This is a genomic window from Micromonospora yongxingensis (assembly GCF_052601155.1).
Genome location: NZ_JBQXEO010000002.1, coordinates 443,837 through 469,494, shown reverse-complemented (window position 1 = coordinate 469,494; position 25,658 = coordinate 443,837). Strand labels below are relative to the sequence as shown.

24 protein-coding genes are annotated in these 25,658 nt (G+C 72.5%); 18 read left to right on the top strand and 6 right to left on the bottom strand.

Going from position 1 to position 25,658, the window contains the following annotated elements; translation table 11 throughout:
- Positions 1-3 precede the first annotated feature (3 nt).
- The 7 genes from truB (at position 4) to ACTWLT_RS05320 (ending at position 7,837) form a co-directional block, all read left to right on the top strand.
- Complete coding sequence (gene truB, locus ACTWLT_RS05350) at positions 4-888, top strand: tRNA pseudouridine(55) synthase TruB (RefSeq protein ID WP_445317364.1); 885 nt, start codon at positions 4-6, stop codon at positions 886-888.
- 75 nt (positions 889-963) lie between these two features.
- Positions 964-1,893 carry a bifunctional riboflavin kinase/FAD synthetase gene (locus tag ACTWLT_RS05345; RefSeq protein ID WP_445317363.1) on the top strand — a complete coding sequence of 310 codons (930 nt, stop codon included), beginning with the start codon at positions 964-966 and terminating at the stop codon, positions 1,891-1,893.
- 202 nt (positions 1,894-2,095) lie between these two features.
- Positions 2,096-2,365, top strand: coding sequence for a 30S ribosomal protein S15 (rpsO, locus tag ACTWLT_RS05340; protein ID WP_074317913.1), 270 nt, complete (start codon positions 2,096-2,098; stop codon positions 2,363-2,365).
- Positions 2,366-2,591: 226 nt separating this feature from the next.
- Positions 2,592-4,991 (top strand): polyribonucleotide nucleotidyltransferase, encoded by a 2,400-nt coding sequence (locus ACTWLT_RS05335; RefSeq protein WP_445317362.1) that lies wholly within the window; start codon positions 2,592-2,594, stop codon positions 4,989-4,991.
- A gap of 47 nt (positions 4,992-5,038) precedes the next feature.
- Entirely contained in the window at positions 5,039-6,436 is a 1,398-nt protein-coding gene (locus tag ACTWLT_RS05330; protein ID WP_445317361.1) for a M16 family metallopeptidase, read from the top strand.
- A gap of 71 nt (positions 6,437-6,507) precedes the next feature.
- Positions 6,508-7,275 carry a 4-hydroxy-tetrahydrodipicolinate reductase gene (gene dapB / locus ACTWLT_RS05325; RefSeq protein WP_445317360.1) on the top strand — a complete coding sequence of 256 codons (768 nt, stop codon included), beginning with the start codon at positions 6,508-6,510 and terminating at the stop codon, positions 7,273-7,275.
- Between the two features lie 64 nt (positions 7,276-7,339).
- The gene (locus tag ACTWLT_RS05320) at positions 7,340-7,837 is read left to right on the top strand and encodes a GNAT family N-acetyltransferase (protein WP_445317359.1); all 498 of its coding nucleotides are present in this window, start codon (positions 7,340-7,342) and stop codon (positions 7,835-7,837) included.
- 60 nt (positions 7,838-7,897) lie between these two features.
- On the opposite strand, the gene ACTWLT_RS05315 is transcribed toward ACTWLT_RS05320, so the two are convergent.
- Entirely contained in the window at positions 7,898-10,009 is a 2,112-nt protein-coding gene (locus ACTWLT_RS05315; RefSeq protein ID WP_445317358.1) for an amylo-alpha-1,6-glucosidase, read from the bottom strand.
- Positions 10,010-10,154: 145 nt separating this feature from the next.
- On the opposite strand from ACTWLT_RS05315, the gene ACTWLT_RS05310 reads away from it, so the two are divergent.
- The 4 genes from ACTWLT_RS05310 to ACTWLT_RS05295 all read left to right on the top strand — a co-directional run bounded on the left by ACTWLT_RS05310 (position 10,155) and on the right by ACTWLT_RS05295 (position 14,505).
- Positions 10,155-11,144: a LacI family DNA-binding transcriptional regulator gene (locus ACTWLT_RS05310; RefSeq protein WP_445317357.1), complete on the top strand. Its 990-nt coding sequence runs from the start codon at positions 10,155-10,157 to the stop codon at positions 11,142-11,144.
- Between the two features lie 24 nt (positions 11,145-11,168).
- Positions 11,169-12,419: a sugar ABC transporter substrate-binding protein gene (locus tag ACTWLT_RS05305; RefSeq protein WP_445317356.1), complete on the top strand. Its 1,251-nt coding sequence runs from the start codon at positions 11,169-11,171 to the stop codon at positions 12,417-12,419.
- Positions 12,420-12,491: 72 nt separating this feature from the next.
- On the top strand, positions 12,492-13,613 hold the full coding sequence (locus tag ACTWLT_RS05300; RefSeq protein WP_445317355.1) for a carbohydrate ABC transporter permease: 1,122 nt from the start codon (positions 12,492-12,494) through the stop codon (positions 13,611-13,613).
- A gap of 1 nt (position 13,614) precedes the next feature.
- Positions 13,615-14,505 (top strand): carbohydrate ABC transporter permease, encoded by an 891-nt coding sequence (locus ACTWLT_RS05295; protein WP_445317354.1) that lies wholly within the window; start codon positions 13,615-13,617, stop codon positions 14,503-14,505.
- Between the two features lie 42 nt (positions 14,506-14,547).
- Here the strand turns inward: ACTWLT_RS05295 and ACTWLT_RS05290 are convergent, their stop codons facing one another.
- Together ACTWLT_RS05290 and ACTWLT_RS05285 are read right to left on the bottom strand one after the other, a co-directional pair.
- Positions 14,548-14,928: a VOC family protein gene (locus tag ACTWLT_RS05290; protein ID WP_252416632.1), complete on the bottom strand. Its 381-nt coding sequence runs from the start codon at positions 14,926-14,928 to the stop codon at positions 14,548-14,550.
- A 38-nt stretch (positions 14,929-14,966) separates the two neighbouring features.
- Positions 14,967-15,551 (bottom strand): GNAT family N-acetyltransferase, encoded by a 585-nt coding sequence (locus tag ACTWLT_RS05285; RefSeq protein WP_252416631.1) that lies wholly within the window; start codon positions 15,549-15,551, stop codon positions 14,967-14,969.
- Positions 15,552-15,586: 35 nt separating this feature from the next.
- Here ACTWLT_RS05285 and ACTWLT_RS05280 point away from each other — a divergent pair, with 35 nt between their 5' ends.
- On the top strand, positions 15,587-16,861 hold the full coding sequence (locus tag ACTWLT_RS05280; protein WP_445317353.1) for a glycosyltransferase 87 family protein: 1,275 nt from the start codon (positions 15,587-15,589) through the stop codon (positions 16,859-16,861).
- Here ACTWLT_RS05280 and ACTWLT_RS05275 read toward each other — a convergent pair.
- Positions 16,760-17,311, bottom strand: a complete 552-nt coding sequence (locus ACTWLT_RS05275; protein ID WP_445317352.1) for a GNAT family N-acetyltransferase — start codon at positions 17,309-17,311, stop codon at positions 16,760-16,762. The genes ACTWLT_RS05280 and ACTWLT_RS05275 overlap by 102 nt on opposite strands.
- Before the next feature lie 78 nt (positions 17,312-17,389).
- On the opposite strand from ACTWLT_RS05275, the gene ACTWLT_RS05270 reads away from it, so the two are divergent.
- The 6 genes from ACTWLT_RS05270 (at position 17,390) to ACTWLT_RS05245 (ending at position 23,275) form a co-directional block, all read left to right on the top strand.
- Entirely contained in the window at positions 17,390-18,619 is a 1,230-nt protein-coding gene (locus ACTWLT_RS05270; RefSeq protein WP_445317351.1) for a winged helix-turn-helix domain-containing protein, read from the top strand.
- Positions 18,616-19,260 (top strand): DUF2752 domain-containing protein, encoded by a 645-nt coding sequence (locus tag ACTWLT_RS05265; protein ID WP_445317350.1) that lies wholly within the window; start codon positions 18,616-18,618, stop codon positions 19,258-19,260. The genes ACTWLT_RS05270 and ACTWLT_RS05265 overlap by 4 nt, the downstream gene beginning before the upstream one ends.
- A gap of 146 nt (positions 19,261-19,406) precedes the next feature.
- Positions 19,407-19,670 carry a hypothetical protein gene (locus ACTWLT_RS05260; RefSeq protein ID WP_445317349.1) on the top strand — a complete coding sequence of 88 codons (264 nt, stop codon included), beginning with the start codon at positions 19,407-19,409 and terminating at the stop codon, positions 19,668-19,670.
- 149 nt (positions 19,671-19,819) lie between these two features.
- The gene (gene thyX / locus ACTWLT_RS05255; protein ID WP_445317406.1) at positions 19,820-20,560 is read left to right on the top strand and encodes an FAD-dependent thymidylate synthase; all 741 of its coding nucleotides are present in this window, start codon (positions 19,820-19,822) and stop codon (positions 20,558-20,560) included.
- Between the two features lie 47 nt (positions 20,561-20,607).
- Positions 20,608-21,534 carry a 4-hydroxy-tetrahydrodipicolinate synthase gene (gene dapA, locus ACTWLT_RS05250; protein WP_445317348.1) on the top strand — a complete coding sequence of 309 codons (927 nt, stop codon included), beginning with the start codon at positions 20,608-20,610 and terminating at the stop codon, positions 21,532-21,534.
- Positions 21,535-21,586: 52 nt separating this feature from the next.
- The gene (locus ACTWLT_RS05245) at positions 21,587-23,275 is read left to right on the top strand and encodes a ribonuclease J (protein ID WP_252416626.1); all 1,689 of its coding nucleotides are present in this window, start codon (positions 21,587-21,589) and stop codon (positions 23,273-23,275) included.
- An 88-nt stretch (positions 23,276-23,363) separates the two neighbouring features.
- Here the strand turns inward: ACTWLT_RS05245 and ACTWLT_RS05240 are convergent, their stop codons facing one another.
- On the bottom strand, positions 23,364-25,076 hold the full coding sequence (locus ACTWLT_RS05240; protein ID WP_445317347.1) for a YbjN domain-containing protein: 1,713 nt from the start codon (positions 25,074-25,076) through the stop codon (positions 23,364-23,366).
- Positions 25,073-25,552 (bottom strand): type III secretion system chaperone family protein, encoded by a 480-nt coding sequence (locus tag ACTWLT_RS05235; RefSeq protein WP_252416625.1) that lies wholly within the window; start codon positions 25,550-25,552, stop codon positions 25,073-25,075. Before ACTWLT_RS05235 ends, ACTWLT_RS05240 begins: the two co-directional genes overlap by 4 nt.
- Between the last annotated feature and the right edge of the window lie 106 nt (positions 25,553-25,658).

Here is a 25,658-nt window from a genome sequence, read left to right as displayed (position 1 = left end):
GACGTGAGCACCGATGGTCTGATCGTGGTCGACAAGCCCGGCGGCATGACGTCGCACGACGTGGTGGCGCGGATCCGCCGGCTGGCGAAGACCCGGCGGGTCGGGCACGGCGGCACTCTCGACCCGATGGCCACCGGTGTGCTGGTGATCGGCGTGGGCCGCGCCACCCGGCTGCTGACGTACGTGATCGGCGCCGGTAAGAGCTACACCGGCACCGTCCGGCTCGGTCAGGCCACCGTCACCGACGACGCCGAGGGCGACGTGATCGCCTCCACGCCGGCCGGCCTGGTCACCGACGACGCGATCCGCGCAGCGCTGGGGGCGCTGACCGGTGAGATCGACCAGGTGCCGAGCGCGGTCAGCGCCATCAAGATCGATGGGCAGCGGGCGTACAAGCGGGTGCGCGACGGGGAGAGCGTCGAGCTGCCGGCCCGGCGGGTCACCATCTCCCGGCTGGAGGTGCTGGCGATCCGCCGTACCGAGCCGGACGTGGTGGACGTGGACGTGGACGTCGCCTGCTCCTCCGGCACGTACATCCGGGCCATCGCCCGGGACACGGGCCTGGCGCTCGGCGTCGGCGGCCACCTGACCGCGCTGCGCCGGACCGCGGTGGGCGGCTTCACCCTCGCCGAGGCGGCCACCCTCGACGAGCTGGAGCAGCGCGCGCCGGACGTGGTCAACCTGCCACTGGACGCGGCGGCCGACCGGTTCTTCCCGCGCCGGGAGGCCACACCCGACGAGGCCCGGGTGCTGGCCCACGGCGGGCCGCTGGACCCGACGGGCCTCGCCGGGCCGTACGCCGTCTTCGGGCCGGCCGGTGGCCTGATCGCTATCGTCAGCGAGCGGGACGGCCGGGCCCGCGCGGAGATCGTGCTCGCCCCGGCCTGACGGCGGGGCGCAGGTGCGCCGGCAGCGGCCGGCGGTCGACGTCCGCCGGTCGGCGGGCCAGCAGGGAGGAGCGGCATGCAGCGGTGGCGGGGGTACGACGCGGCGCCCGGTGGGTGGGGACGCTCGGTCGTCACCATCGGCGTCTTCGACGGCGTGCACAAGGGGCACCAGGCGACCATCGGCCACGCCGTGGCCCGGGCCCGGGAGCTGGGCGTCCAGTCGGTGGTGGTCACCTTCGACCCGCACCCGGCCGAGGTGGTGCGCCCCGGTTCGCATCCGGCGGTGCTCACCGAGCAGGCCCGCAAGGCGGAGCTGATCGAGGCGCTCGGCGTGGACGTGCTCTGCGTGGTGCCGTTCACCCCCGAGTTCTCCCGGCTGCCCGCCGAGCAGTTCGTGCACGACATCCTGGTGGAGCACCTGCACGCGGCGCTCGTGGTGGTCGGCAGCAACTTCCGCTTCGGGCACCGGGCGGCCGGTGACGTGGCACTTCTGGAGCGGTTGGGCCGCACCTTCGGCTTCGGCGTGGAGGGTGGCCCGCTGGTCGCCGAGGACGGCACCGTCTTCTCCTCCACCTACATCCGCTCCTGCGTCGACGCGGGCGACGTGGGCGCGGCGGCGGCCGCACTGGGCCGCCCGCACCGTCTGGAGGGCGTGGTGGTCCGCGGCGACCAGCGCGGGCGGGAGCTGGGCTTCCCCACCGCCAACCTGCTCTGCCACCGGTACGCGGCGGTGCCCGCCGACGGGGTGTACGCGGCCCGCCTGGTCCGCCGCGGGCAGCGCGAGCCGCTGATGGCGGCGGTGTCGGTGGGCACCAACCCGACCTTCTCCGGCCGGGAGCGGCGGGTGGAGGCGTACGCGCTGGACTTCGACGGCGACCTCTACGGCGAGCGGCTGGCCCTGGACTTCGTGGCGCACCTGCGCGGACAGATCCGGTACGACTCGATCGAGCCGTTGATCGCCCAGATGGAACAGGACGTCGAGCGCACCCGGCACGCCCTGTCCTGATCGTCGGGAAGATCGACGCGGCCCCGGCCGAGGCCCTTGACCGGGTGCTACCGGCGAGTGCTGGTAGTCTTGCGGAGACGTCGGGTGACCGGCGTGGGGCCTCGCGTGCCTGCTCGACGCCGCGGGTGCGAGGTACCGGTCCGTTCCCGGTCCACCGGGACGACGGACACCTACTTGATCAACCCACCGAAACAGGGAGAACATGGCGCTCGACCAGGAAGCCAAGGCCACGATCCGCGCGGAGTACGCGACCGCCGAGGGCGACACCGGTTCGCCGGAGGTCCAGGTCGCGGTCCTCACCAAGCGGATCGCTGAGCTTACCGAGCACCTGAAGGTGCACAAGCACGACCACCACAGCCGCCGTGGGCTGCTGCTGCTGGTCGGCCGGCGCCGTCGGCTGCTCAACTACGTCCAGAAGAAGGACATTGCCCGCTACCGGTCGCTCATCGAGCGGCTCGGCCTGCGCCGGTGACGTGACGGGGGAGTGGCCGACCGGCCGCTCCCCCGATCCGCGTCCCACCTGAAGAACACGGGCCGCGCGACCACCCGACAGGGAGCCGGTCAGCGTACCGGTCTCCGGTAGTGGCCCCCGGGAATCCCGGCATCATGCCGGCCACCCGGGCGCTTCGATCGAAGACCGGCCGGCTGAGCAGTTCCCCGTGTCGTGGGGCCCACGACGCGAAGGAGCACGACAGCACATGACCGAGACCAAACTCGGCACCGAATCCCGTACCGCCGTGATCGACAACGGGTCCTTCGGCACCCGCGAGATCACCTTCTCCACCGGCCGGCTGGCTCGCCAGGCCGCCGGTTCCGTCATCGCCCAGCTGGGCGAGACGGTCGTTCTCTCCGCCACGACCGCCGGTAAGCACCCGAAGGAGCAGTTCGACTTCTTCCCGCTGACCGTCGACGTCGAGGAGCGGATGTACGCCGCGGGCCGGATCCCCGGCTCGTTCTTCCGCCGTGAGGGCCGGCCCAGCGAGGACGCGATCCTCACCTGCCGGCTGATCGACCGGCCGCTGCGCCCGTCGTTCGTCAAGGGCCTGCGCAACGAGGTCCAGGTCGTCGAGACCGTCCTCGCGCTCGACCCGCAGCACCCGTACGACGTCGTGGCGATCAACGCCGCCTCGATGTCGACCAAGCTGTCGGGCCTGCCGTTCTCCGGCCCGATCGGTGCGACCCGGGTCGCGCACATCGACGGCCAGTGGGTTGCCTTCCCGACCCTGGAGGAGCTGGCCCGGGCCACCTTCGACATGGTCGTGGCCGGCCGCACGCTGGACGACGGCGACGTCGCGATCATGATGGTCGAGGCCGAGGCCACGCCGAACGCCGTCGCCCTGATCTCGGCCGGCGCCACCGCGCCGACCGAGGAGATCGTGGCCAGCGGCCTGGAGGCCGCGAAGCCGGCGATCCGTGAGCTGTGCCGCGCGCAGAGCGAGCTGGCCGAGGTCGCCGCCAAGCCGGTCACCGAGTTCCCGGTCTTCCTGGACTACCAGGACGACGTGTACGACGCGGTCGCCGAGCTGGTTCGTGGCGAGGTCGCCGAGGCGATCACCATCGCCGGCAAGGCCGACCGCGAGGAGGCCCTGGACCGGGTCAAGGCCCGGGTCGCCGACGAGCTGTCCGGTCGGTTCGAGGGCCGGGAGAAGGAGCTCAGCGCCGCCTTCCGGTCGCTGACCAAGTCCGAGGTGCGCAACCGCGTACTGCGGGAGCAGGTCCGCATGGACGGTCGTGGCCCGCGGGACATCCGCCCGCTGACCGCCGAGGTCGGCGTGCTGCCGCGCGTGCACGGTTCGGCGCTGTTCGAGCGGGGCGAGACCCAGATCCTGGGTGTGACCACGCTGAACATGCTCCGCATGGAGCAGATGGTGGACACGCTGTCCCCCGAGAACCGCAAGCGCTACATGCACAACTACAACTTCCCGCCGTACTCGACCGGTGAGACCGGCCGGGTCGGCTCGCCGAAGCGGCGCGAGATCGGCCACGGCGCTCTCGCCGAGCGGGCACTGATCCCGGTGCTGCCGTCGCGCGAGGAGTTCCCGTACGCCATCCGGCAGGTCTCCGAGGCGCTCGGCTCCAACGGCTCCACCTCGATGGGTTCGGTCTGCGCCTCGACGCTGGGCCTGCTCTCCGCGGGTGTGCCGCTGAAGGCGCCGGTCGCCGGCATCGCGATGGGGCTCATCTCCGACGAGGTGGACGGCAAGACCCAGTACGTGACGCTGACCGACATCCTCGGTGCCGAGGACGCGTTCGGTGACATGGACTTCAAGGTCGCCGGCACGCCGGAATTCGTCACCGCGCTCCAGCTCGACACCAAGCTCAACGGCATCCCGTCGGACGTGCTGGCCGCTGCGCTGCAGCAGGCGAACGAGGCCCGGCAGGTCATCCTCGGCGTCATGAAGGCCGCGATCGAGGCTCCGGCCGAGATGTCGGACTACGCGCCGCGGGTCACCACCGTCAAGATCCCGGTCGACAAGATCGGCATGGTGATCGGCCCGAAGGGGCAGACCATCAACGCGATCCAGGACGAGACCGGCGCCGAGATCTCCATCGAGGACGACGGCACGATCTACGTCGGCGCCACCAACGGCCCGTCGGCCCAGGCGGCCGTCGACCGGATCAACGGGATCGCCAACCCGACGCTGCCGAAGCAGGGCGAGCGGTTCCTCGGCACGGTGGTCAAGACCGCCGCGTTCGGCGCGTTCATCTCGCTGCTGCCGGGCCGTGACGGCCTGCTGCACATCTCCAAGGTGGGCGACGGCAAGCGGGTCGAGCGCGTTGAGGACTTCCTCAACGTCGGCGACCGGGTCGAGGTCGAGATCGCGGACATCGACGCCCGCGGCAAGATCTACCTCGACAAGGTCCGCCCGGAGGGCGCCGAGGCGCCGGCCGCCGGCGAGTCCGCCGGTGAGGCTGGCGGCGACCGGCCGGCTGGCCGTGACCGGGGCGACCGCGGTCCGCGTGACCGGGGCGACCGCGAGCGCGGTGGCGACCGGGGCGGCCGTGGCCCGGAGCGCGGCGACCGTGGCGAGGGCGGCGGCGGCGAGGGTGGTGGTGAGGGCGGCGAGCGTCCGCGCCGCCGGACCCGGCACAGCTGACCGTCCACCATCGCATCACCCACCCCTCGTCGATCTGGGAGCAGTACGTGAGTCGGGCCTTCAGTGCGCCGTTTCCACCGGATCGACGGGGGGTGGCTGCGTCCCGGGACACCGGGGCGGGCCGCTCCGGCGGCACCGCCCGGGCGGTGACCCGGACGCTCAGCGACGACCCGCTGGGTGGCACGGTACGACGTACCGTGCTGCCCAGCGGCCTGCGTGTGCTCACCGAGGCGATCCCGGCGATGCGCAGCGTCTCCTTCGGCGTCTGGGTGTCGGTCGGCTCGCGGGACGAGACCCGGCCGCAGGCCGGCGCCGCGCACTTCCTGGAGCACCTTCTCTTCAAGGGCACCCACAAGCGCACCGCCCTGGAGATCTCCTCGCAGATCGAGGCGGTCGGTGGCGAGACGAACGCCTTCACCACGAAGGAATACACCTGCTACTACGCCCGCGTGCTGGACGAGGACCTGCCGCTGGCGATCGACGTGATGTGCGACCTGGTCGCCGACTCGTTGCTGGAGCCGGCCGACGTGGAGACCGAGCGCGGCGTGATCCTCGAAGAGATCGCCATGCACGACGACGAGCCCGGTGACGAGGTGCACGACCTCTTCGCCCGCGCCGCCTACGGCGACCACCCGCTGGGCCGACTGATCTCCGGCACCGAGGAGACCGTCACGCCGATGACCCGGCGGCAGATCCAGAGCTTCTACCGCCGCCGCTACACCGCGCCGGAGATCGTCATCGCCGCCGCCGGCAACCTCGACCACGCCACCGTGGTCAAGCTGGTCCGCCAGGCGGTGCGCGGCACCCCGCTGGACAGCGACCCGGCGACCCCGGCACCGCACCGCGGGGCCACCCCGGCGGTACGGACGCGGCCGGCCACCACCCTGGTGGAGCCGAAGGAGACCGAGCAGGCGCACGTCATCCTCGGCTGCCCCGGCATCGACCGCCTCGACGAGCGGCGCTTCGCCCTCGGCGTGCTCAACAACGTGCTCGGCGGCGGCATGTCCAGCCGGCTGTTCCAGGAGATCCGTGAGCAGCGCGGCCTTGCCTACTCGGTCTACTCCTACGCCAGCCAGTACGCCGACAGCGGCCTGTTCGCCGTCTACGCCGGCTGCGCGCCGGGCAAGGTGGACGAGGTGCTGGCCCTGACCCGCGCCGAGCTGGCCCGCGTCGCCGCCGACGGGCTGACCGAGGCCGAGGTGGCCCGGGGCAAGGGGATGAGCAAGGGCTCGTTCGTGCTCGGCCTGGAGGACACCGGTTCCCGGATGAGCCGGCTGGCCAAGGGGGAGCTGCTCTACGGCGATCTGATGCCGGTCGACGAGTTGCTCCGCCGGGTCGACGAGGTCACCGTGGAGGACGTGAACGTCCTCGCCGCCGAGCTGCTCAGCCGGCCGATGTCGCTGGCCGTGGTGGGCCCGTTCGGCGCTGGCGACTTCGCGGTCTGAGGGCCGCCACCGCTGGTCGGGGAAAACGTCCCGGCCGAAGGGGCACGTCCCTATTGGGATAGGTTGTGCCCGTGACTGACGAGCAGCGAAAGACCCCGGCCGAGCCGCTGCGGGTCGGCGTGTTTGGTGCGCGCGGCCGGATGGGCGTCGAGGTCTGCAAGGCGGTCGACGCCGCCGACGATCTCGCCCTGGCCGCGGCGATCGACCAGGGCGACAGCCGCTCCGCCGTCTCCACCGCCGAGGTGGTCGTCGACTTCACCACGCCGGACGTCGTCATGGACAACCTCCAGTGGTGCATCGAGCAGGGCATCAGCGCGGTGGTCGGCACGACCGGCTTCACCGAGCAGCGGCTGGAGCAGGTGCGCCGCTGGCTGGCCGACAAGCCCGGGGTGGGCGTGGTCATCGCCCCGAACTTCGGCATCGGCGCGGTGCTGATGATGCAGTTCGCCGCGCGGGCCGCCCGGCACTTCGAGTCCGTCGAGATCATCGAGCAGCACCACCCGCGCAAGCTGGACGCCCCGAGCGGCACCGCCACCCACACCGCCCGGCAGATCGCCCGGGCCCGCGCCGAGGCCGGCCTCGGCCCGGTGCCGGACGCCACCAGGGACGAGGTGCCGGGTGCGCGCGGCGCCGAGATCGACGGGGTACGCGTCCACGCCGTGCGCGCCACCGGGCTGGTCGCCCACCAGGAGGTGCTCTTCGGCACCACCGGGGAGACGCTGACCATCCGGCACGACTCGTACGACCGGGCGTCGTTCATGCCGGGTGTGCTGCTCGCCGTCCGCGCGGTGCGCAACCGCCCCGGCCTCACCGTCGGCCTGGACGCCCTGCTCGACTGACGGGCCGTCCCCGGCGGGCGAAACCTGCTCGCGGGACGGTCCCGGCCGCCCCTAGGCTGCCCCGATGATCGATGGCGGACGTGGTGACCGGGCCGGCCGCAGGGTGACCCTGCGGCCGGTGGACGACGACAACTGGCGGGCGGTGGCCGACGTCGCCCCGCGCGACGACCAGCGCCGGTTCGTGGCCGCGCTGGCCGCCCGCTACCTGCTGCTCAGCACCCGCTCCGAGGTGTGGACCTCGCTCGCGGTGTACGCCGACGAGACCGTCGTCGGCCACGTCATGTGGGGCGTGGACGACGACGGCTCGCACTGGATCGGCGGGATGCTCATCGACGCCGCCGAGCAGGGCCAAGGCGTCGGCCGAGCCACCGTGCAGACGCTGGCCCCGTGGCTGGCGGCCCGAGACGGCAACCCCCCGGTCCGCCTCTCGTACCACCCCGACAACACCCCGGCCGCCGCCCTCTACACCTCCCTGGGCTTCCACCCCACCGGCGCGTTCGACGACGACGAGCTGATCGCCGAACTGAGCCCCCGCGATCTTGCACTTTCTGTCGCGACATAAGGCGCATGTTCCGCATATCGACGACCGAAACTGCAAGATCGCCGGGGTGTTGGGCCCGGCCTAGCGGGGGAGGGACGGGGTTGTGGGGCGGCGTTGGGTGGGGAGGGTTGGGGTCGGGGTCAGGGGGGTGGGGAGGCCGTCGATGGTGGCTTCGCCGGTGCGGTTGACCGTGACGTTAACCGGGGTGTTGGCCACGCGGAGGCCGTTGACCGCGATGGCACCGAGTTCTGCACCCGCCAGGGGTGCCAGCCGGACCGTGCCGGACGGCACGTCGGGGTAGAGCCCGGTGGCGGCCTGGAGCAGCAGCACCGCGCCGGCGGCGGCCCACGCCTGTGGCCGGCACGCCGCCGGGTACGGCACCGGACGGTTCACCAGCGACCGGTCGTCGCCGCCGTACAGCTCGGGCAGCCGGTAGTCGAACGCCTCGGCGGCGCTGAGCAGCCCCTCGGCCAGGGCGAGAGCGGCGTCTCGGTGCCCGGCACGCGCCAGCCCGGCGAGGACGACGGCGGTGTCGTGGGTCCAGATCGACCCACAGTGGTACGACAGCGGGCTGAAGCCGGCGTCGTCGGTGGACATGGTCCGCAGACCGAAGCCACCGGCCAGCGTGTCGGTGGTGAGCAGGCGGGCGACCTGGTCCTCCTCGTCGCCGGTCAGCAGGCCGGTGCCGAGCAGGTGACCGATGTTGCTGGTGAGCGAGTCGACCGGGCGCTTGTCGCGGTCGAGGGCCAGCGCGGGCTGCGGGCCGTACCGGCCGTCGACCCAGAAGCTCTCCCGGAAACGGCGGGCCAGCGCGGCGGCGTGCTCGCGCCAGCGGTCCCCGCCCGGGCGACCGAAGGCGTCCAGCAGCGCGGCGCCGTTCACGGCGGCCTCGTGCGCGTACCCCTGCACCTCGGCCAGCACGATGGGCGCGGTGGCCAACGAGCCGTCGTGGAACCGGACGGCGTCGCCGGAGTCCTTCCAGCCCTGGTTGGACAGCCCGTGCCCGGTGGTGTCGACGTACTCGACCAGCCCGTCGCCGTCCGGGTCGGCGTGCTCGCCGAGCCAGCGCAGCGCCGTCTCCAGGTGCGGCAGCAGCGGCTCGATCTGCTCGGCCGGCAGACCCCAGCGCCAGGCGTCGTGCAGGAGGTTGACCCACAGCATGGTGGCGTCGACGGTGCCGTAGTAGGCCGGTGGCAGGCGCAGCCCGTCGTCGGGCAGCGCGAACTCGTGCCGGCGCAGCTCGTGCAGGATCTTGCCGGGGGCCTCACCGGTGGCCGGGTCGACGCGGGTGCCCTGTCGCCGGGCGAGCACCCGCAGTGTGCCGGCGGCCAGGTCGGTGCCGAGGGGCAGCATCATCCGGGCGGCCCAGAGGCTGTCCCGGCCGAACAGGGTGAGGAACCAGGGCACCCCGGCGCCGAGGAAGACGTCCGACGGTGCCCCGGTCTCGGCCAGTCGCAGCCCGCGCAGGTCGTCGAGGCTGCGATCGAGCAGCCGGACCAGTCGCCGGTCGTCGGCGGTCACCTCGGGTCGGGACCACTCCGGCTCGCCGGCGGGGCCGACCACCACGGCGTGCGGGTCCTCGACGGTCAGGTGCCAGCGCAGCACCGTCTCGCCGCCCGGGGGCAGCTCGACGGGCCAGGAGAGCCGGGGGGCGGTGATCCGCTCTCCGGTCGCGAGCACGTCGGCGCCCGCGCCGGTGACGGTGACGCTGATCCCCTCCGCCGACCAGGTGAGGACGCCGGGCTGAGCGGTCCTGGCCTCCAGCGGCGACACGGCGCCACCGGACTTGACCACCTCGATGGGTGCCAGGTCGCAGCCGAGGTCGATGCTCACGGTGGCGCGTACGCCGACGGTGGCCGTGGAGACGATCCGCAGCTCCTCGGTGAGGCCGTTGCGGGTGGCCCGGCGGAGCCGGTCGACCCGGACGGTGGGGTCGGGCACGGGGTCGCCGAGCCAGCGCGCCAGGCTCACGAAGCGGGCGCCGTGTGGCCCGTCGTCGCCACGGGTCAGCCCTTCGGGCTCCCGGTCGTCGACGCGTAGCTCGGCTCGGGAGAGCACCCGGGCGTCGGCGTGGAAGACGCCCTGGACGCCTGTCGGGCGGATCTGCCCGGTCGCTTCCCCCAGTGCGCTGGTCGGGGCGAGGACCACCCCCACCAACTCGTGCAGAAGGGGTTGCAGCTGGCGTTCGATCACGGTGCGGCTCCAGATCCTGAGGGTGCGGGGCGGACGTCTTGACAACCCGCCCCCGGCGGTGCAAAGTGCGAAACATTCCAGAAACTTGAACGATCTAATCCTGCCTTATCCAAATTGGATCGTTCAAGATGGCGAGAGGGATTAAGTGGCCGAAAAGGTGACCATCGCGACGGTGGCCCGGCACGCCCGCGTGAGCCGCCAGACGGTGTCCAACGTGCTCAACGCCCCGCACATCGTGCGCGAGGAGACCCGGCTGCGGGTCCAGGACGCGATCAGCGCACTCGGCTACCGGGCCAACCAGGCCGCCCGTCAGATGCGTACCGGCCGGTCCCGGCTCATCGCCGCCCGGATCGAGCCCACCCGGGACGGCATCAACGGCTCGGTGCTCGACCGCTTCCTGCACGGCCTCACCGAGACCGCCGACGCCGCCGGCTACCGGGTGCTGCTCTACACGGCCACCGACGACGAGCGCGAGATCGCCACCTACGACGACCTGCTCGGCACGTACGAGCTGGACGCGTTCGTGCTCGTCGGGACGAAGCACGGCGACCCGCGTACGGCCTGGCTGGCCGGCCGGGACGTGCCGTTCGTGACCTTCGGCCGCCCGTGGGACGCCCTCGACGCCCACCCCTGGGTGGACGTGGACGGCGCCGCCGGCACAGCGCAGGCCACCCGGCACCTGCTGGCCGCCGGGCACCGGCGGATCGCGTTCATCGGCTGGCCGCTCGGATCCGGCGTCGGTGACGACCGCCGGGCCGGCTGGCGCGACGCACTGCACGCGGCCGGCGTCGACCCGACCGGGCTGCACCGGGAGACCGAGGACGGCATCGCCGAGGGCGAGCGACTGATGCGCGACCTGCTCGCCGCCGTGGAGCCGACGGCCGTGGTCTGCGCCAGCGACTCCCTGGCTCTCGGCGCCCTCCAGGCGATCCGCGGCACCGAACCGCCCGTGTCGGTGATCGGCTTCGACGACACGCCGGTGGCCGCCGCCGTCGGCCTGGCCAGCGTGAGCCAACCGCTGGGCGAGGCCGCCGCCCGCTGCGTGGACCTGCTCACCGGGGTCCTTGACGGCAACCACGAGACCCCCACCCACGTGCTGCTCCAGCCCGCGCTGGCGCTCCGGCACACCGCGTAGTCCCTTCCCCCACCAGGAGAACCCATGGCACCTCGAAACCTGACCCGGGTGGCGGTGGCCGGCCTCGCCGCCGTCGCCCTTCTCGGCTCCGCGGCCTGCGGCAGCGGGTTCGACGACTCCTCCGGCGACGCCGCCCAGTCCAGCGGCCCGGCGAGCCTGCAGATCCTGATCGGCTCCTCCGGTGAGGCCGAGACCAAGGCCGTGCAGGACGCCGCGGCGAAGTGGGCCGGCAGCTCCGGCAACACCGCCACGGTCACGCCCGCGCAGGACCTCACCCAGCAGCTCGGCCAGGCCCTCGCCGGTGGCACCCCGCCGGACGTGTTCTACGTCGACGCGGCCCGGTTCGCCGACTACGCCAGCGTCGGCGCCCTGGAGCCGTACGGCGACAAGATCAGCAACTCGGGCGACTTCTACGAGAGCCTGCGCACGACGTTCTCCTACGACGGCAAGCTCTACTGCGCGCCGAAGGACTTCTCCACCCTGGCCCTGCAGATCAACACCGACCTGTGGACCAGGGCCGGGCTGACCGACGCCGACGTGCCCACCACCTGGGAGCAGCTCACCGCGACCGCCCAGAAGATCAGGGCCAAGGGGCAGGTCCCGCTGGCCCTCGGCGACACCCGCGACCGGATCGGCGCCTTCATGGTGCAGAACGGCGGCTGGCTGCTGAGCAAGGACGGCAAGCAGGCCACGGCCGACACCCCGGAGAACCTTGCCGCCCTCCAGTACGTCAAGACCATGCTCACCACCGGCCTGGCCAAGTACCCGAAGCAGCTCGACGCCGGCTGGTCCGGTGAGGCGTTCGGCAAGGGCAAGGCCGTGATGACCATCGAGGGCAACTGGATCAAGGGCGCCCTGCAGAACGACTTCCCGAACATCAAGTACCGGGTCGTCCCGCTGCCGGCCGGTGCGAAGGGTCAGGGCACGCTCTCCTTCACCCAGTGCTGGGGCATCGCGGCGAAGAGCAGGTACAAGGAGCAGGCGATCAAGTTCGTCGAAGCGATGACCAGCGGCGAGCAGCAGATGGCCTTCGCCAAGGCGTTCGGCGTGATGCCGTCCCGCCAGTCGGTACGCGACCAGTACACCGCCGCGTTCCCGGCCGACAAGCCCTTCATCGACGGTGCCGCGTACGCGCAGGGCCCGGTGAACGCCCCGAAGATGGACAGCGTCCTCCTCGACCTGGACACCGGCCTGCAGGGCCTGGCCAACGGCGACCCGAAGACGGTGCTGCAGAACTTCGACAAGAACGCCAAGGCGGCGCTCGGCACCAGCTGAGGTGACGGCGGGGGTCCGGGGCGCACCGGGGCCTCCGCCTCATCGTCGGCCCGAGGGAGGAGGGGAGGGGAGATGGCAACCGAAACACTGACCGCCGGGGCGACCGCGCGGGGGAAGAGCCCGCGCCGGCGTCGGAGCGGTATCCGCCGCGACGAGACGGTCGCCGGCTGGCTCTTCGTCGCGCCGGTGATCGTCATCCTGGGGTTGTTCCTGCTGCTGCCGATCCTGATGGCGTTCTGGGTCAGCCTGACCGACTGGAACGGCCAGGGCAGCCCGTTCACGAGTGAGGTCCCGTTCGTCGGCGGGCACAACTACACCCAGTTGTTCACCGAGGACGGGCTGGCCCGCCGCGACTTCATGACCAGCATCCGCAACAACATCTACTACGTGGCGATCGTGGTGCCGGCGCAGACCCTGCTCGCCCTCGGGCTGGCGCTGGTCGTCAACAACCGGATGCTCAAGGGCAAGAGCTTCTTCCGCAGCGCCTTCTACTTCCCGTCGGTCACCAGCTCCGTCGCGATCAGCGTGGTGTTCCTGTTCCTCTTCGCCAACTCCGGCGCGGTCAACGCGCTGCTCGCCTTCCTCGGCATCGACGGCCCGGAGTGGTTCGCCGACTCCCGAGGGGTGCTGCACCTGCTGCTCGGCGCCGTCGGCGTCGACTCGCCCCCGGCGGGGCTGACCGGCGGCGGCCCGTTCGGGCTCAGCTGGTGGGACTGGCTGGCCGGACCCAGCGTGGCCATGATGTCGATCATCACGTTGGTGGTCTGGACCACCTCCGGCACCTTCATGCTGATGTTCCTGGCCGGGTTGCAGAACGTGCCGGTGGCCCTCGACGAGGCGAGCACCCTCGACGGCGCGTCCCGGTGGCAGCGGTTCCGGCACGTCACCCTGCCGCTGCTCAAGCCGACCACCTTCCTGGTGCTCACCCTCGGCCTGATCGGCTCCTGGCAGGTCTTCGACCAGGTGTACGTGATGAGCCAGGGCGACCCGGCCAAGACCACCCTCACCCCGGCGTACCTGTCGTACCGGACCGCCTTCCGGGACTTCGACTACGGCTCGGGAGCGGCGATCTCCTTCGTGCTGTTCCTGATCATCATCGTGCTCACGCTGATCCAGCGTCGGGCGCTGGCCGAGCGGGACACCGACCGGCCGCGCCGCGGCTGGCGGCGTCGGCGCGTACCGGAGAGGTCCTGAGATGGCCGTGCTGACCGACCGCCCGCCGGCGGCGGCGCCCGCGCGGCGCGACCAGCGCGCGGCCCGCACCCTGGCCACCCGCTTCCTGGGGTACGCCACGCTGATCTTCTTCGGGCTGGTGTTCCTCTACCCGTTCGTCATCCAGATCGGCAACGCGCTCAAGACCGAACCGGACGCCGCGGCCAACCCGCTGTCGCCGATCCCGGACCCGCTCACGCTGGCCGGCTTCGAGCGGATCTTCGCCGGCACCAACTTCCCGCTCTGGCTGGGCAACTCACTGCTGGTCACGGTGCTGGTCACCATCGGTCGGGTGTTCTTCGACTCGCTTGCCGGATACGCGCTGGCGCGACTGCGGTTCCGGGGACGGAGCGGGCTGTTCGCCGCGGTGATCGCGGTGCTGGCGGTGCCCGGGGTGGTGCTGCTGATCCCGAAGTTCCTGGTGCTCAACCAGCTCGGCATCTACAACAGCTACGCCGGTCTGGTGGTGCCGCTGCTGGCCGACGCGGCCGGCGTGTTCATCATGAAGCAGTTCTTCGAGTCGATCCCGTTGAGCGTCGAGGAGGCTGCCCGTATCGACGGGGCGAGCATCTTCCGTACCTTCTGGTCGGTGGTGCTGCCGATGGCGAAGCCGGCGCTGATCACCCTGACCATCCTGTCGTTCCAGGGCTCGTGGAACGAGTTTCCGCACAGCCTCGTGTCGGTGCAGGACCCGGACCTGTTCACCCTGCCGCGAGGGCTGGCCGACCTGGTCAGCGGCTCGCTCGGCAAGGGCACCCAGTACCCGCTCAAGCTGGGTGCCGCCCTGCTGGCCACCATTCCGGTGGCGATCATCTTCGTGGTGTTCCAGCGGTACTTCGTCCGGGACGCCAACGACGGATCGGACAAGGGCTGACGTGGCGGGTGTGGCGGCCCCGCGAAGGGGCCGCCGCACCGGTCAGCCCTGCTGGAGCACGGACAGGATGTTGCCGGCCGGGTCGGTGAACCAGGCGATCGCCGGTCCCTGCCCGCGCAGGACACCCTTCTCGTCCTGCGGCATCCCGTCGTAGCGGGCGAAGCTCACACCGCGAGCGATCAGCTCGTCGACCGCCCGGTCGATGTCGTCGACCGGGAAGTTGAGCACCGTGAAGGTGGCGGGGATGTGGTCCTTCTTCGGATAGACCAGCACGGGTCGGTCACCGGCGATGTGCAGGGTCAGCAACCCGCCCATCGCGTCGTCCCGGGTGACCCGCAGACCGAGTGTCTCGCCGTAGAACCGTTCGGCGCGGTCGGTGTCGTCGACCGAGAACCCGCTGAACGCCCTGGTGTCTGTGAACACGATGCTCTCCTCGCTGTTGCGGTACGAGGGGTGGAAGGTCAGTCGTCGGCCGGCACCTTCTCGGCCGGCACGCCCACGTGCAGGCGAACCTGGGGCACCAGCATGTCATCGACGTCCAACGCGCGAGCCGCGCCGTCGGGTTCCCAGCCCGTGCTGGTGAGGAACTTCCGGGTCGCCTCGTCACCCTCGAACGTCCAGGCCACCGCCCGGGTCAGGCCGTCGGACCGCCACAGGTCGACGGCGGCGGCGAGCAGCCGGCTGCCGTGCCCACGCCGACCCCAGCGCGGCTCGACCAGCAGATCGGTCACGGCGGCCACGTCCGCGCCGAGCGCGTCGGCCGGCTCGCCCGGGGCGAGCGCCTCGGCGTCGGCCGGGCCGGAGGCGGCGAAACCCACCAGATACGATTGCTCGGCCTGTTCGACGGCGACGAGCACCCGGTGCGCGCCCGAGGGCGGCTCCAGCACCGCGGCGCTCCACCGCCGGGCGAGGAAGGCCTCGTCCAGGTTGTCGAGCACGTGCCGAGGCAGGATCCGGCGGTACGCGACCCGCCAGGTCGCGAGTTGGATGCGTGCGATTTCGCCGGCGTCCTCGGGACGCGCCGGGCGGACGTACCCGAGAGCCATGGGACGGAAGCCTACGCAGGGCCAGGGAGGCGACGGTGGCGCAGGGTGCCAACAGGACGGTCGGGCAGGTATCCAGCGTGGTCGGGCTCGCCGCCGCGGTCACCATCTTCCTCTCGATGGCGGCCGTCCGGCACGGCTTCTTCGACCTGAAGGTCTACTACGGCGCGTTGACGTGGTGGGTGCACGACGGCGGGGAGATCTACGACTACCTCAAGCCCGGCACCCAGTACGGCTTCACGTACCCGCCGTTCGCCGCGTTGGTCATGCTGCCGATGGCGTACCTGCCGTGGTCGGCCGCGATCGTGGTGAGCGTGCTCGCCAGCGTGGTCACCACCACGGTGCTGATCTGGTGGCTGGTCGACCCGATCGCCCGCCGGGCCGGCTGGACCCGGTGGTACGCCCTCGCGGTGGCGCTCTGCCTGGCCGCCGCGTTCGAGCCGATGCGGGAGACGGTCAACTTCGGCCAGGTCAACACGCTGCTGCTCTTCCTGGTGGCGGTGGATCTGCTGCGGTTGCTGCCCCGGGGCAACCGGTGGGCCGGAGTGGGCATCGGGCTGGCCACCGCGATCAAGCTGACCCCCGGCATCTTCATCGTCTACCTGCTGGTCACCGGGCGGTGGCGGGCGGCACTCACCGCCAGCGGCGCGGCCGCCGGAGTGTCGCTGCTGGCCGGCGCGCTCTTCCCGGACGCGTCCCGCGAGTTCTGGACCGAGGCGCTGTGGAACACCGGCCGGGTGGGCGAGCTGGCGTTCGTGTCCAACCAGTCGCTGCGCGGCGTGGTCGCCCGGCTCAACCCGGAGCATCCGAGCACGCTGCTCTGGCTCCTGCTGGTGCTCGGTGCACTGGCGCTCTGGTCCTGGCGGTCCCGTGCCGCCGTCGCGGCCGGCGACGAGGCGACCGGCCTGGCGCTGACCGGCGCGGTGATGTGCCTGGTCAGCCCGGTCACCTGGGTTCACCACCTGGTCTGGCTGCTGCCCGCGCTGATCCTGCTGGTCGACAACGCGATGGCCGCTCCGGCCGGCCGCCGCCGGCGCGTCCTGCTGGCCGCCGCGACCGTCGGGTACGCGCTGCTGATCAGCCGGACCGTCTGGTTCTGGGAGAAGGACTTCACCGGCGTCGACGGCTTCCTGGGCAGCAACGCCTACGTCTGGATCAGCCTGGCGTTGCTGGCCTTCCTGCCGGTGCGCCGGTGGCTGACACCGGGCGGGTCAGTGGTCGAGGCGTCCGGCGTACCGCAGCTCGACCAGCCCGACCGGCGGGCTCCCACCGGCGAGCGGCACGTGGTAGGTCGACCGCTCACCGTCCGCTGACAGCCCGGCCCGCTCGCAGAACCGGCGGGCCCGGAGGTTCTCCGCCAGCACCCACAGCCGGTAGCCGGTCCAGCCCCGCTCGGCGAGCCCGGCTCGGGCGGCGGCCAGCAGGGCGGCGGCGGTCCCGTCGCCCCAGCGGGCCGGCTCCACGTAGAGCGCCAGCACCTCGCCGACCGTCGGGTCCAGGTCGTCGCGGTCCTGGTTTCGCCGGTACGGCCCGAAGGTGGTGAAGCCGACCACCAGCCCGTCCACCTCCCCGAGCAGGGTCGTGAACGGATGCTCCGGATCGGCGGTGCCGACGTCGCGGCGGCGCTGTGCCCAGGCCAGCACGTTGAGCCGCCGGAGCACCTCGTCCGGCATGAAGCCGGCGTAGCCCGCCTGCCAGCCGTGCACGTGCACCCGGGCGACCGCCTCGGCGTCGTCCGGCTCCTCCCGGCGGATGGTCAGCATTGCACCGTTCTATGCCCCGGTGGCCGTCACGTCCAGCTTCCCGCACCGGCGTCGTACCAATGAATTAGGGTCCCGACGATGGCCGCACCGGAATCACTCTCGCTCGCCCAGGCCCGGCGGGTGGCGCTCGCCGCCCAGGGCTTCGCCGACCCGGCACCGGTCGGTGTGCCGACCCGCCGGCATCTGCGCCGGGTGCTCGACCGGGTCGCTCTGATCCAGATGGACTCGGTCAACGTGCTGCAACGAGCGCACTACCTGCCGCTCTACAGCCGGCTCGGCCCGTACCCGACATCGCTGCTCGACCAGGCCGCCTACCGCCGCCCACGGGAGCTGTTCGAATACTGGGGCCATGAGGCGTCGCTGGTCCCGGTCGGGCTGCACCCGTTGCTGCGCTGGCGGATGGCCCGGGCGCACAGCGAGTCCTGGGGTGGCATGCGGCGGATCGCCCAGGAGCAGCCGGAGCTGGTCGCCTGGGTGCGCGACGAGGTGGCCGCCCGTGGTCCGCTGACCGCCGCCGAAATCGAGCACGACGCTCCCCGGGAGACCGGCAACTGGGGGTGGAACTGGTCGGCGGTGAAGCGGGCGCTGGAATACCTGTTCTGGGCGGGCGAGGTGACCGCCGCCGAACGCAGCACCTCCTTCGCGCGCCGCTACGACCTGCCCGAGCGGGTGCTGCCGCCGGCCGTGCTGGCCGCGCCCACCCCGACCGACGCCGAGGCGTACCGCGCCCTGGTGGTCCTTGCGGCGCGGTCCCTCGGGGTGGCCGCCGAGCCGGAGCTGCGTGACTACTTCCGGCTGCCGCTGGCCGGTGCCCGCCAGGCCGTCGCCGAGCTGGCCGAGGCCGGTGAGCTGCTGCCGGTCACCGTGCCGGGCTGGCGGCAGCCGGCGTGGCTGCACGCGTCCGCCCGACTGCCCCGGTGGGTCCGCGGCAACACGTTGGTCAGTCCGTTCGACCCGCTGATCTGGGAGCGCAACCGCACCGAACGGCTCTTCGACTTCAGCTACCGGATCGAGATCTACGTCCCGGCGCCCCAGCGGGTGTACGGCTACTACGTGCTGCCCTTCCTCCAGGGCGATCGGTTCACCGCCCGGGTCGACCTGAAGGCCGATCGCAAGGCCGGGGTGCTGCTGGTGCCGGCCGCCTGGGTCGAGCCCGGGGCCGAGCCCGGGGAGACCGCCCTGGCACTCGCCGCCGAGCTGTACCGGCTCGCCGGCTGGCTGGGGTTGGACGCGGTGGCACCGCCCGCGGCCGGCGACCTGGCCGGTCCGCTCACCGCCGCGTTGGCCGGCGTGTCCGGTGTACCGTGAGCGGCGTGACGAGCGCTCCCGGACCGGTCGACCAGCCGCAGCCCGCCCCCGGGGCGGTGCACACGATGCCGACTGACGGTGCTCCGGGCGCAGCGGCTCCCGACGACACGGCTTCCGGCGGCGGCACGGCTCCCGGCGGCGCTGGCCTGGAGGGCTGGCCGACGACCCCGCCGGGCGGCTATCCAGCGCCCGAGCCGGACCGGCTCACCCGGTTCGTGCTGCGGCTCTACGAGCGCTCGCCGCGCTGGGCGGTGCCGCTGGCCGCCGTCGGCTGCGTCGCCATCGGGATGAGCTACGCGCTGCTCAGCAACCCGACCCACGCCGACCCGGACGCCGCGCCCACCTGCCTGCTCAAGCTGACCACGGGGCTGGACTGCCCGGGCTGCGGCGGCACCCGCGCACTCTGGTACGTGCTGCACGGCGACCTGCCGGCCGCTGCCCGGCACCACTTCCTGTTCGTCTTCGCGCTGCCGTTCCTCGCGTACCTCTTCGTGGCGTGGGCGGGAAACCAGGCGTTCGGTTGGCGCCTGCCCGAGCTGCGGATCAGCTCGAAGGTCATCGGCGGGTTCCTGGCCGCGTGGCTGGCCTTCTCGGTGCTGCGCAACCTGCCCTGGGCGCCGTTCACCTCGCTCTACGTCTGACCCGTCCCCCGACGCGCCGCGCCCGCGAGTCTGGCGCTCGGTCGGCATGTGCTGTTCGGGCCCTTTGGAGCTGAGTCGTTTACGACATCACTCGTCTCCCTCCGCCGGACATCGCGGCGAGTCGACCACCTCCCGCTCGGCCGCTCATGCTGTCTCGTCCGCTGGTCGCTGGTCGCTGGTCGCTGGTCGCTGGTCGCTGGCCGGCTGGTCTGCTGGCCGCCTGGTCCGCTGGCCGCCTGGTCCGCTGGTCTGCTGGCCGCCTGGTCTGCTGGCCGCCTGGTCCGCTGGGCCGCTGGTCTGCTGGCCGCCTGGTCCGCTGGGCCGCTAGTCTGCTGGCCGCCTGGTCCGCTGGCCGCCTGGTCCGCTGGCCGCGGGTCCGGTTGTTCGCCGGGCCGGTCGTTCGCCGGTGACTGATGTCGCAGACGATTCAGCTCCAAAGGACGCCGCTGGCACTGTCCGCCCGGCACCGACGACGCTGCCTGAGTGATCGACATTGCACGGGGCGCGCCTGACTTGGGTCGGGAGGCGTCGCGCCACTACAGTCCCAGGAATGCCGGAGATGGTGCAGCCCCAGGTCAAGTTGATCGCGTGGACCCAGTTCGCGGCCCCGGACGACGTGCCGTGGTCGACCGACGCCGAGGGGGGCCAGGCGCTCGCCGAGTTCGCCGGCCGGGCCTGCTACCAGTCGTGGAAGAAGCCGAACCCGGCCACCGCCACCAACGCCGGCTACCTGGCGCACATCCTCGAGGTCGGGCACCTCTCGGTGCTGGAGCACGGCTCGGTCAGCTTCTACTTCACCGGGGTGTCCCGCTCGTTCACCCATGAGCTGATCCGGCACCGGCACTTCTCGTACTCCCAGCTCTCCCAGCGGTACGTCCCCGAGCGGGACGCGGCCATGGTCGAGCCGGCGGTCATCGCCGATGACCCGGAGCTGCACAAGCGCTTCGTCGAGGCCGCCGAGGCGAGCGTGCGGGCGTACAACGAGTTGCTGGAGGGGCTGGAGCAGCGGTTCTCCGACGAGCCCAACCCGACGCTGCGTCGCAAGCAGGCCCGGCAGGCGGCCCGCGCGGTGCTGCCCAACGCCACCGAGACCCGGATCGTGGTCACCGGCAACTACCGGGCGTGGCGGCACTTCATCTCCATGCGGGCCACCGAGCACGCCGACGTGGAGATCCGTGAGCTGGCCGTGGAGTGCCTGCGGCAGCTGATGGCGGTGGCCCCGAACGTCTTCGCCGACTTCGTGATCTCCACGCTGCCGGACGGCACCGAGGTGGCGGCCAGCCCGCACGAGGCGTCCTGAGCCCTTCCCCGGCAGGCCCCGGCTGGTCGTCCGCTAGGTTGGAGGGTATGACGCACGACGACCCTGACGCGGCCGCCCGGACGGTGTCCCGCCCCTTCGGGCGCCTGCTCACCGCCATGGTGAGCCCGTTCACCCCCGACGGCTCGCTCGACCTCGACGGCGCCGTCGCGCTGGCCAACCACCTGGTCGACGAACAGGGCAACGACGCGTTGGTGGTCAACGGCACCACCGGCGAGTCGCCGACCACCACCGACGCGGAGAAGGAACGCCTGATCCGGGCCGTGGTGGAAGCCGTCGGTGACCGCGCCAAGGTGGTCGCCGGGGTCGGCACCAACGACACCCGGCACACCATCGAGCTGGCCGCCGCCGCCGAGAAGGCGGGCGCGCACGGCCTGCTGGTCGTCACCCCGTACTACAACAAGCCGCCGCAGAGCGGTCTGCTGCGACACTTCACCGCGGTGGCCGACGCCACCGGCCTGCCGGTGATGCTCTACGACATCCCGCACCGCTCCGGCGTGCCGATCGACACCGAGACGTTGGTCCGGCTCGCCGAGCACGGCCGGATCGTCGCGGTCAAGGACGCCAAGGGCGACCTGACCGCCACCAGCTGGGTGACCAGCCGGACGGGCCTCGCGTTCTACAGCGGCGAGGACGCCCTCACCCTGCCAGCGCTGGCCATCGGCAGCGTGGGTGTGGTCGGCACCTCGACGCACTTCACCGGGCTGTTGACCGCACAGATGATCGATGCGTACGACGCGGGGCACATGCCGGCCGCGCTGGCGCTGCACCGGCGGCTGCTGCCGCTGTTCACCGGCATCTTCCGCACCCAGGGCACCATCCTGGTGAAGGCGGGCCTCGCGGCGCTGGGCCTGCCCGCGGGCCCGGTGCGACCCCCACTGGTGGAAGCCACCGACGACGAGATCGCCCAGCTGCGCGCGGACTTCGCGGCAGCGGGCCTGGAGCTGCCCGAATGATCGAACGACACGATGGGCGCCGAGTGACGGCGTCGCAGAATGAGGTGGACGCGTGACCGAGGCGCACATCGAGGCGGAACTGCCCCCGCCGCTACCGGAAGGTGGCCTGCGGATCATCCCGCTCGGCGGGCTCGGCGCCATCGGTCGCAACATGACCGTCTTCGAATACGACGGCAAGTTGCTGATCGTCGACTGCGGGGTGCTCTTCCCCGACGTCGAGCAGCCGGGCGTGGATCTGATCCTGCCCGACTTCGGCCCGATCCTGGACCGGCTTGCCGACGTCCAGGCGATCGTGCTGACGCACGGCCACGAGGACCACATCGGGGCGGTGCCCTACCTGCTCGCCCACAAGCCCGACATCCCGCTGGTCGGCTCACAGTTCACCCTCGCCCTGGTCGAGGCGAAGCTGGCCGAGCGGCGGATCCAGCCGTACACGCTGACCGTGCGGGAGGGCGGCCGGGAGCGGCTCGGCCCGTTCGAGTGCGAGTTCTTCGCGGTCAACCACTCGATCCCGGACGCCCTCGCCGTGGCCATCCGCACCCCGGCCGGCCTGGTGCTGCACACCGGCGACTTCAAGATGGACCAGCTGCCGCTGGACGGCCGGATCACCGACCTGGCCGGCTTCGCCCGGCTCGGCGCCGAGGGCGTCGACCTGCTGCTGTCCGACTCCACCAACGCGGAGATCCCCGGCTTCGTCACCCCCGAGCGGGAGATCGGGCCGGTGCTCGACTCGATCTTCGCGAAGGCCAAGGGCCGGATCATCGTGGCCTCGTTCGCCTCGCACGTGCACCGGGTGCAGCAGGTCTTCGACTCCGCCGCCGAGCACGGCCGCAAGGTCGCGCTGATCGGCCGGTCCATGGTCCGCAACATGGGCATCGCCCGGGACCTCGGCCTGCTCAACATCCCGGCCGGCCTGGTCATCGGGATCGAGGAGGCGACCACGCTGCCGCCCGAGCAGATCGTGCTGATGTCCACCGGCTCGCAGGGTGAACCGATGAGCGCCCTGGGCCGGATGGCCAGCGGGGACCACCGGCACATCACCATCGCCCCCGGCGACACCGTCGTGCTGGCCTCCTCGCTGGTGCCGGGCAACGAGACCTCGGTCTACCGGGTGATCAACCGGCTGGCCCGGGCCGGCGCGGTGGTCGTGCACAAGGACGTGGCGAAGGTGCACGTCTCCGGGCACGCCCCGGCCGGTGAGCTGCTCTACCTGCTCAACGTGGTCCGGCCCAGCAACCTCATGCCGGTGCACGGCGAGTGGCGCCACCTGCGCGCGCACGCCCGCCTCGGCGTCGAATCCGGGGTGTCCGCCGACCGGGTGGTGCTCTGCGAGGACGGCGACGTGGTCGACCTGGTCGAGGGTCGGGCCAGCCTGGTGGGGCACGTGAAGAGCCGGTACGTCTACGTCGACGGCCTCGCGGTCGGCGACGTGAGCGAGTCGCTGCTCACCGAGCGGCGGATCCTCGGTGACGGCGGCTTCATCGCCACCACCGTGGTCGTCGACTCCGTCACCGGCAAGGTGGTCGGCGGCCCGACGCTGTCCGCGAAGGGCTTCTCCGAGGACCCGGAGGCGTTCAACCCGGTGGTCCCGCTGGTCACCGAGGCGCTCAACCGGGCTGCCGCGGACGGCATCACCGACCCGCACCAGCTCCAGCAGATCGTCCGGCGCACGGTCGGCCGCTGGGTCAACGACAAGTACCGCCGCAGGCCCATGATCGTGCCCACCGTCGTCGAGGTCTGACACCGCACGTTCCGCCGCCCGCCCGCACACCCTGTGCGGGCGGGCGGCGCCGTTCACGGACCGGCCGGCGGCTCGGCCGGCTCGCGGGTCAGGGCAGCGCGGCGACCGCCTCGGCGTACGCGACGCCGGTGGCTATCGCGGCCTCCACCAGCACCAGCAACTGCGCCGGGGCGACCCCGTGCGTCAGGTCGGTGGCCACGTCCCCGGCCAGCACCAGCTCCTCGCCGAGGTCGTGCGCGTACGCCTTGGGCAGCAGCCGGTCATGGTTCCACGCGTTGCAGAAGGCGTACGCCTCGGAGCGGCGGGTCGCCGGCAGGCGGCGGACGGCCATCGCCCGGGTGTGCAGCACCTCGCCGCGCTCCCCGGCCCGGCGGAACTGGATCACTGCCGCACCCCACCGGCCGACCACCGCCCCGCCCTCGTCGACCAGGTACTGGTCGCCGCGCTGGTCCAGCACGGAGGTGATCAGGTCCTGGGTGAGGGTCACCAGCTCCTGTTCGCCCAGCGCGTCACCGGGCGGTGCGTCATCGGCCCGGGTGTCGCCAGCCGCTCCGGCGCCGGGCTCGCCGAGGAGTTCCCCGTCGGTTGGATCGTCGTCGCCGGCGTCGTCGTCGGCGGGCAGCGGCACCGGTGCCGCGAGGGGGCGCTCGGCCAGCCAGGCGGCCATCCGACCCGAGTGGTGGCCGGTGCCGTTGCGGGCGTCGAAGCTCCCGGCCAGCTCGCTGGCCACCCCGACCAGCAGCGCGCCGAGCGCGGCCACGTCCAGGTCGGTGGCCGGCCGCCCGCCGTACGCCGGGCGTGGCACCAGCCGGCCGCCCAGCCCGGCCTCCACGGCCAGACCGCAGACCAGGGCACCGGCGGCGGCGAACTCCATGGCGGCGAGATCGTCGGTGGGCCGGTCCAACCGGGGCAGCTGCTCGGCCAGGATGCTGAGCCCACGTTCCAGGTGCCCGCCCAGCGCGCAGAACCGCAGGTGCGCGGCGAGGTGGGGGAACGCGACGCGCTCGCGCCGGTGCCGCCGGTACGCCCGCACGTGCGCCGCCGCGGCCCGCTCCGGCTCGCCGGCCCGCAACCAGGGCAGCAGCCCGGCGACCAACGCCCGTTCGGGTTGGTCGGTGCAGGACCGCAGGTCGTCGACGGATTCGCCCAGCTCGGTGAGCGCGGCCCGCCAGTCGCCCCAGCCGGCCAGCAGCTCCGCCCTTCGGGCCGGGGCGCACCCCGGGCAGCCGCCCGACGGCCCGGGGCGCGTCCCGGCCCAGTGTTCGTACCAGTGGCGGGCGGCGGGCTCGTCGCCGAGGTGGTCGGCGATCCGGCTGCGCAGTTCCGCGACGGTGGGCGCGTCCGGCCCGTCCACGCCGATCCGGTGCGCCAGGTCGTCCAGCAGGGATCGCGTCTGGTCCAGCCCGACCCGGGGGGTGCCGAGCAGCGCCTCCACCGCGTACCGCTGGTAGCGCAGCAGCAGGCCGGCGACGGCGTCGGTGAGCAGCTCGGGGCGGTGGTCGGTGGCCGCCCGGCAGCGCCGCAGCGGCTCCAGCAGCCGCCACCGCTGCCCGTGCAGCAGGTACGCCTCGATCAGCGCGAACCGGGCGTCCAACCCGGAGCGGACGTCCCCGGCGGCGTCGGCACGCTCGGCGAGCCGTTCCAGGGCCACCAGCCGCCCCGGCCCGTCGGGCAGGTCGCGGGCGTCGGCGAGCGCGGTCACCAGTGCCGGTACGCGACGGTCGGCGCCCGGGTCACGGGGAGCGGCGGGGCCGGTCGCCCGGTCGGTCCGGCTGCCCGTGGACTCCTCGCGGCCGGTCACGCCGGCACCGCGCCCGGCAACCGGCCGACCGCCACGGCGAGCTGGCAGCCGGACGAGATCCCACAGTCGAGCAGTTGGTCGAGCTGGTGCGGGGTCACCCCACGTTCCAGGTCGGTGATCACCTCGCCGTAGACCCGGGCTCGACCGTCGTCGTCGACGTGCACGAACGCCTTCGGCCACAGCCGGTCGTGGTTCCAGGAGTTGCAGAAGGCGTACAGGGCGGGCACCTGCTCGATGCCGAAGGTGGGCGCGACCATGGTGCGGACCTGGAGCAGCTCGCCGTCCCCGCCGAGGCGCAGGAACCAGATCAGGTTGTCGTCGAAGCGGCCCACCAGGTCGCCGTCGGCCGACCAGCCGACCGACCGGCCTCGGGCGGCGAGCACCGCGGCGACCAGCTCGCCGGTCAGCGGGCGCAACGCACCCGGGTGCCCGGCCAGGGGATTGTCCGGACCGTCCTCGAATCCCGGCGACGCCATCGGGCATCCCTTCTGAGGCGGATATCACGACCGGCGGCGGTGCCCGTGCTGCGACGCGCGGACACGACCCGGAAAAGCGGGGATCTGCGGGTCCCCACCGTTACCG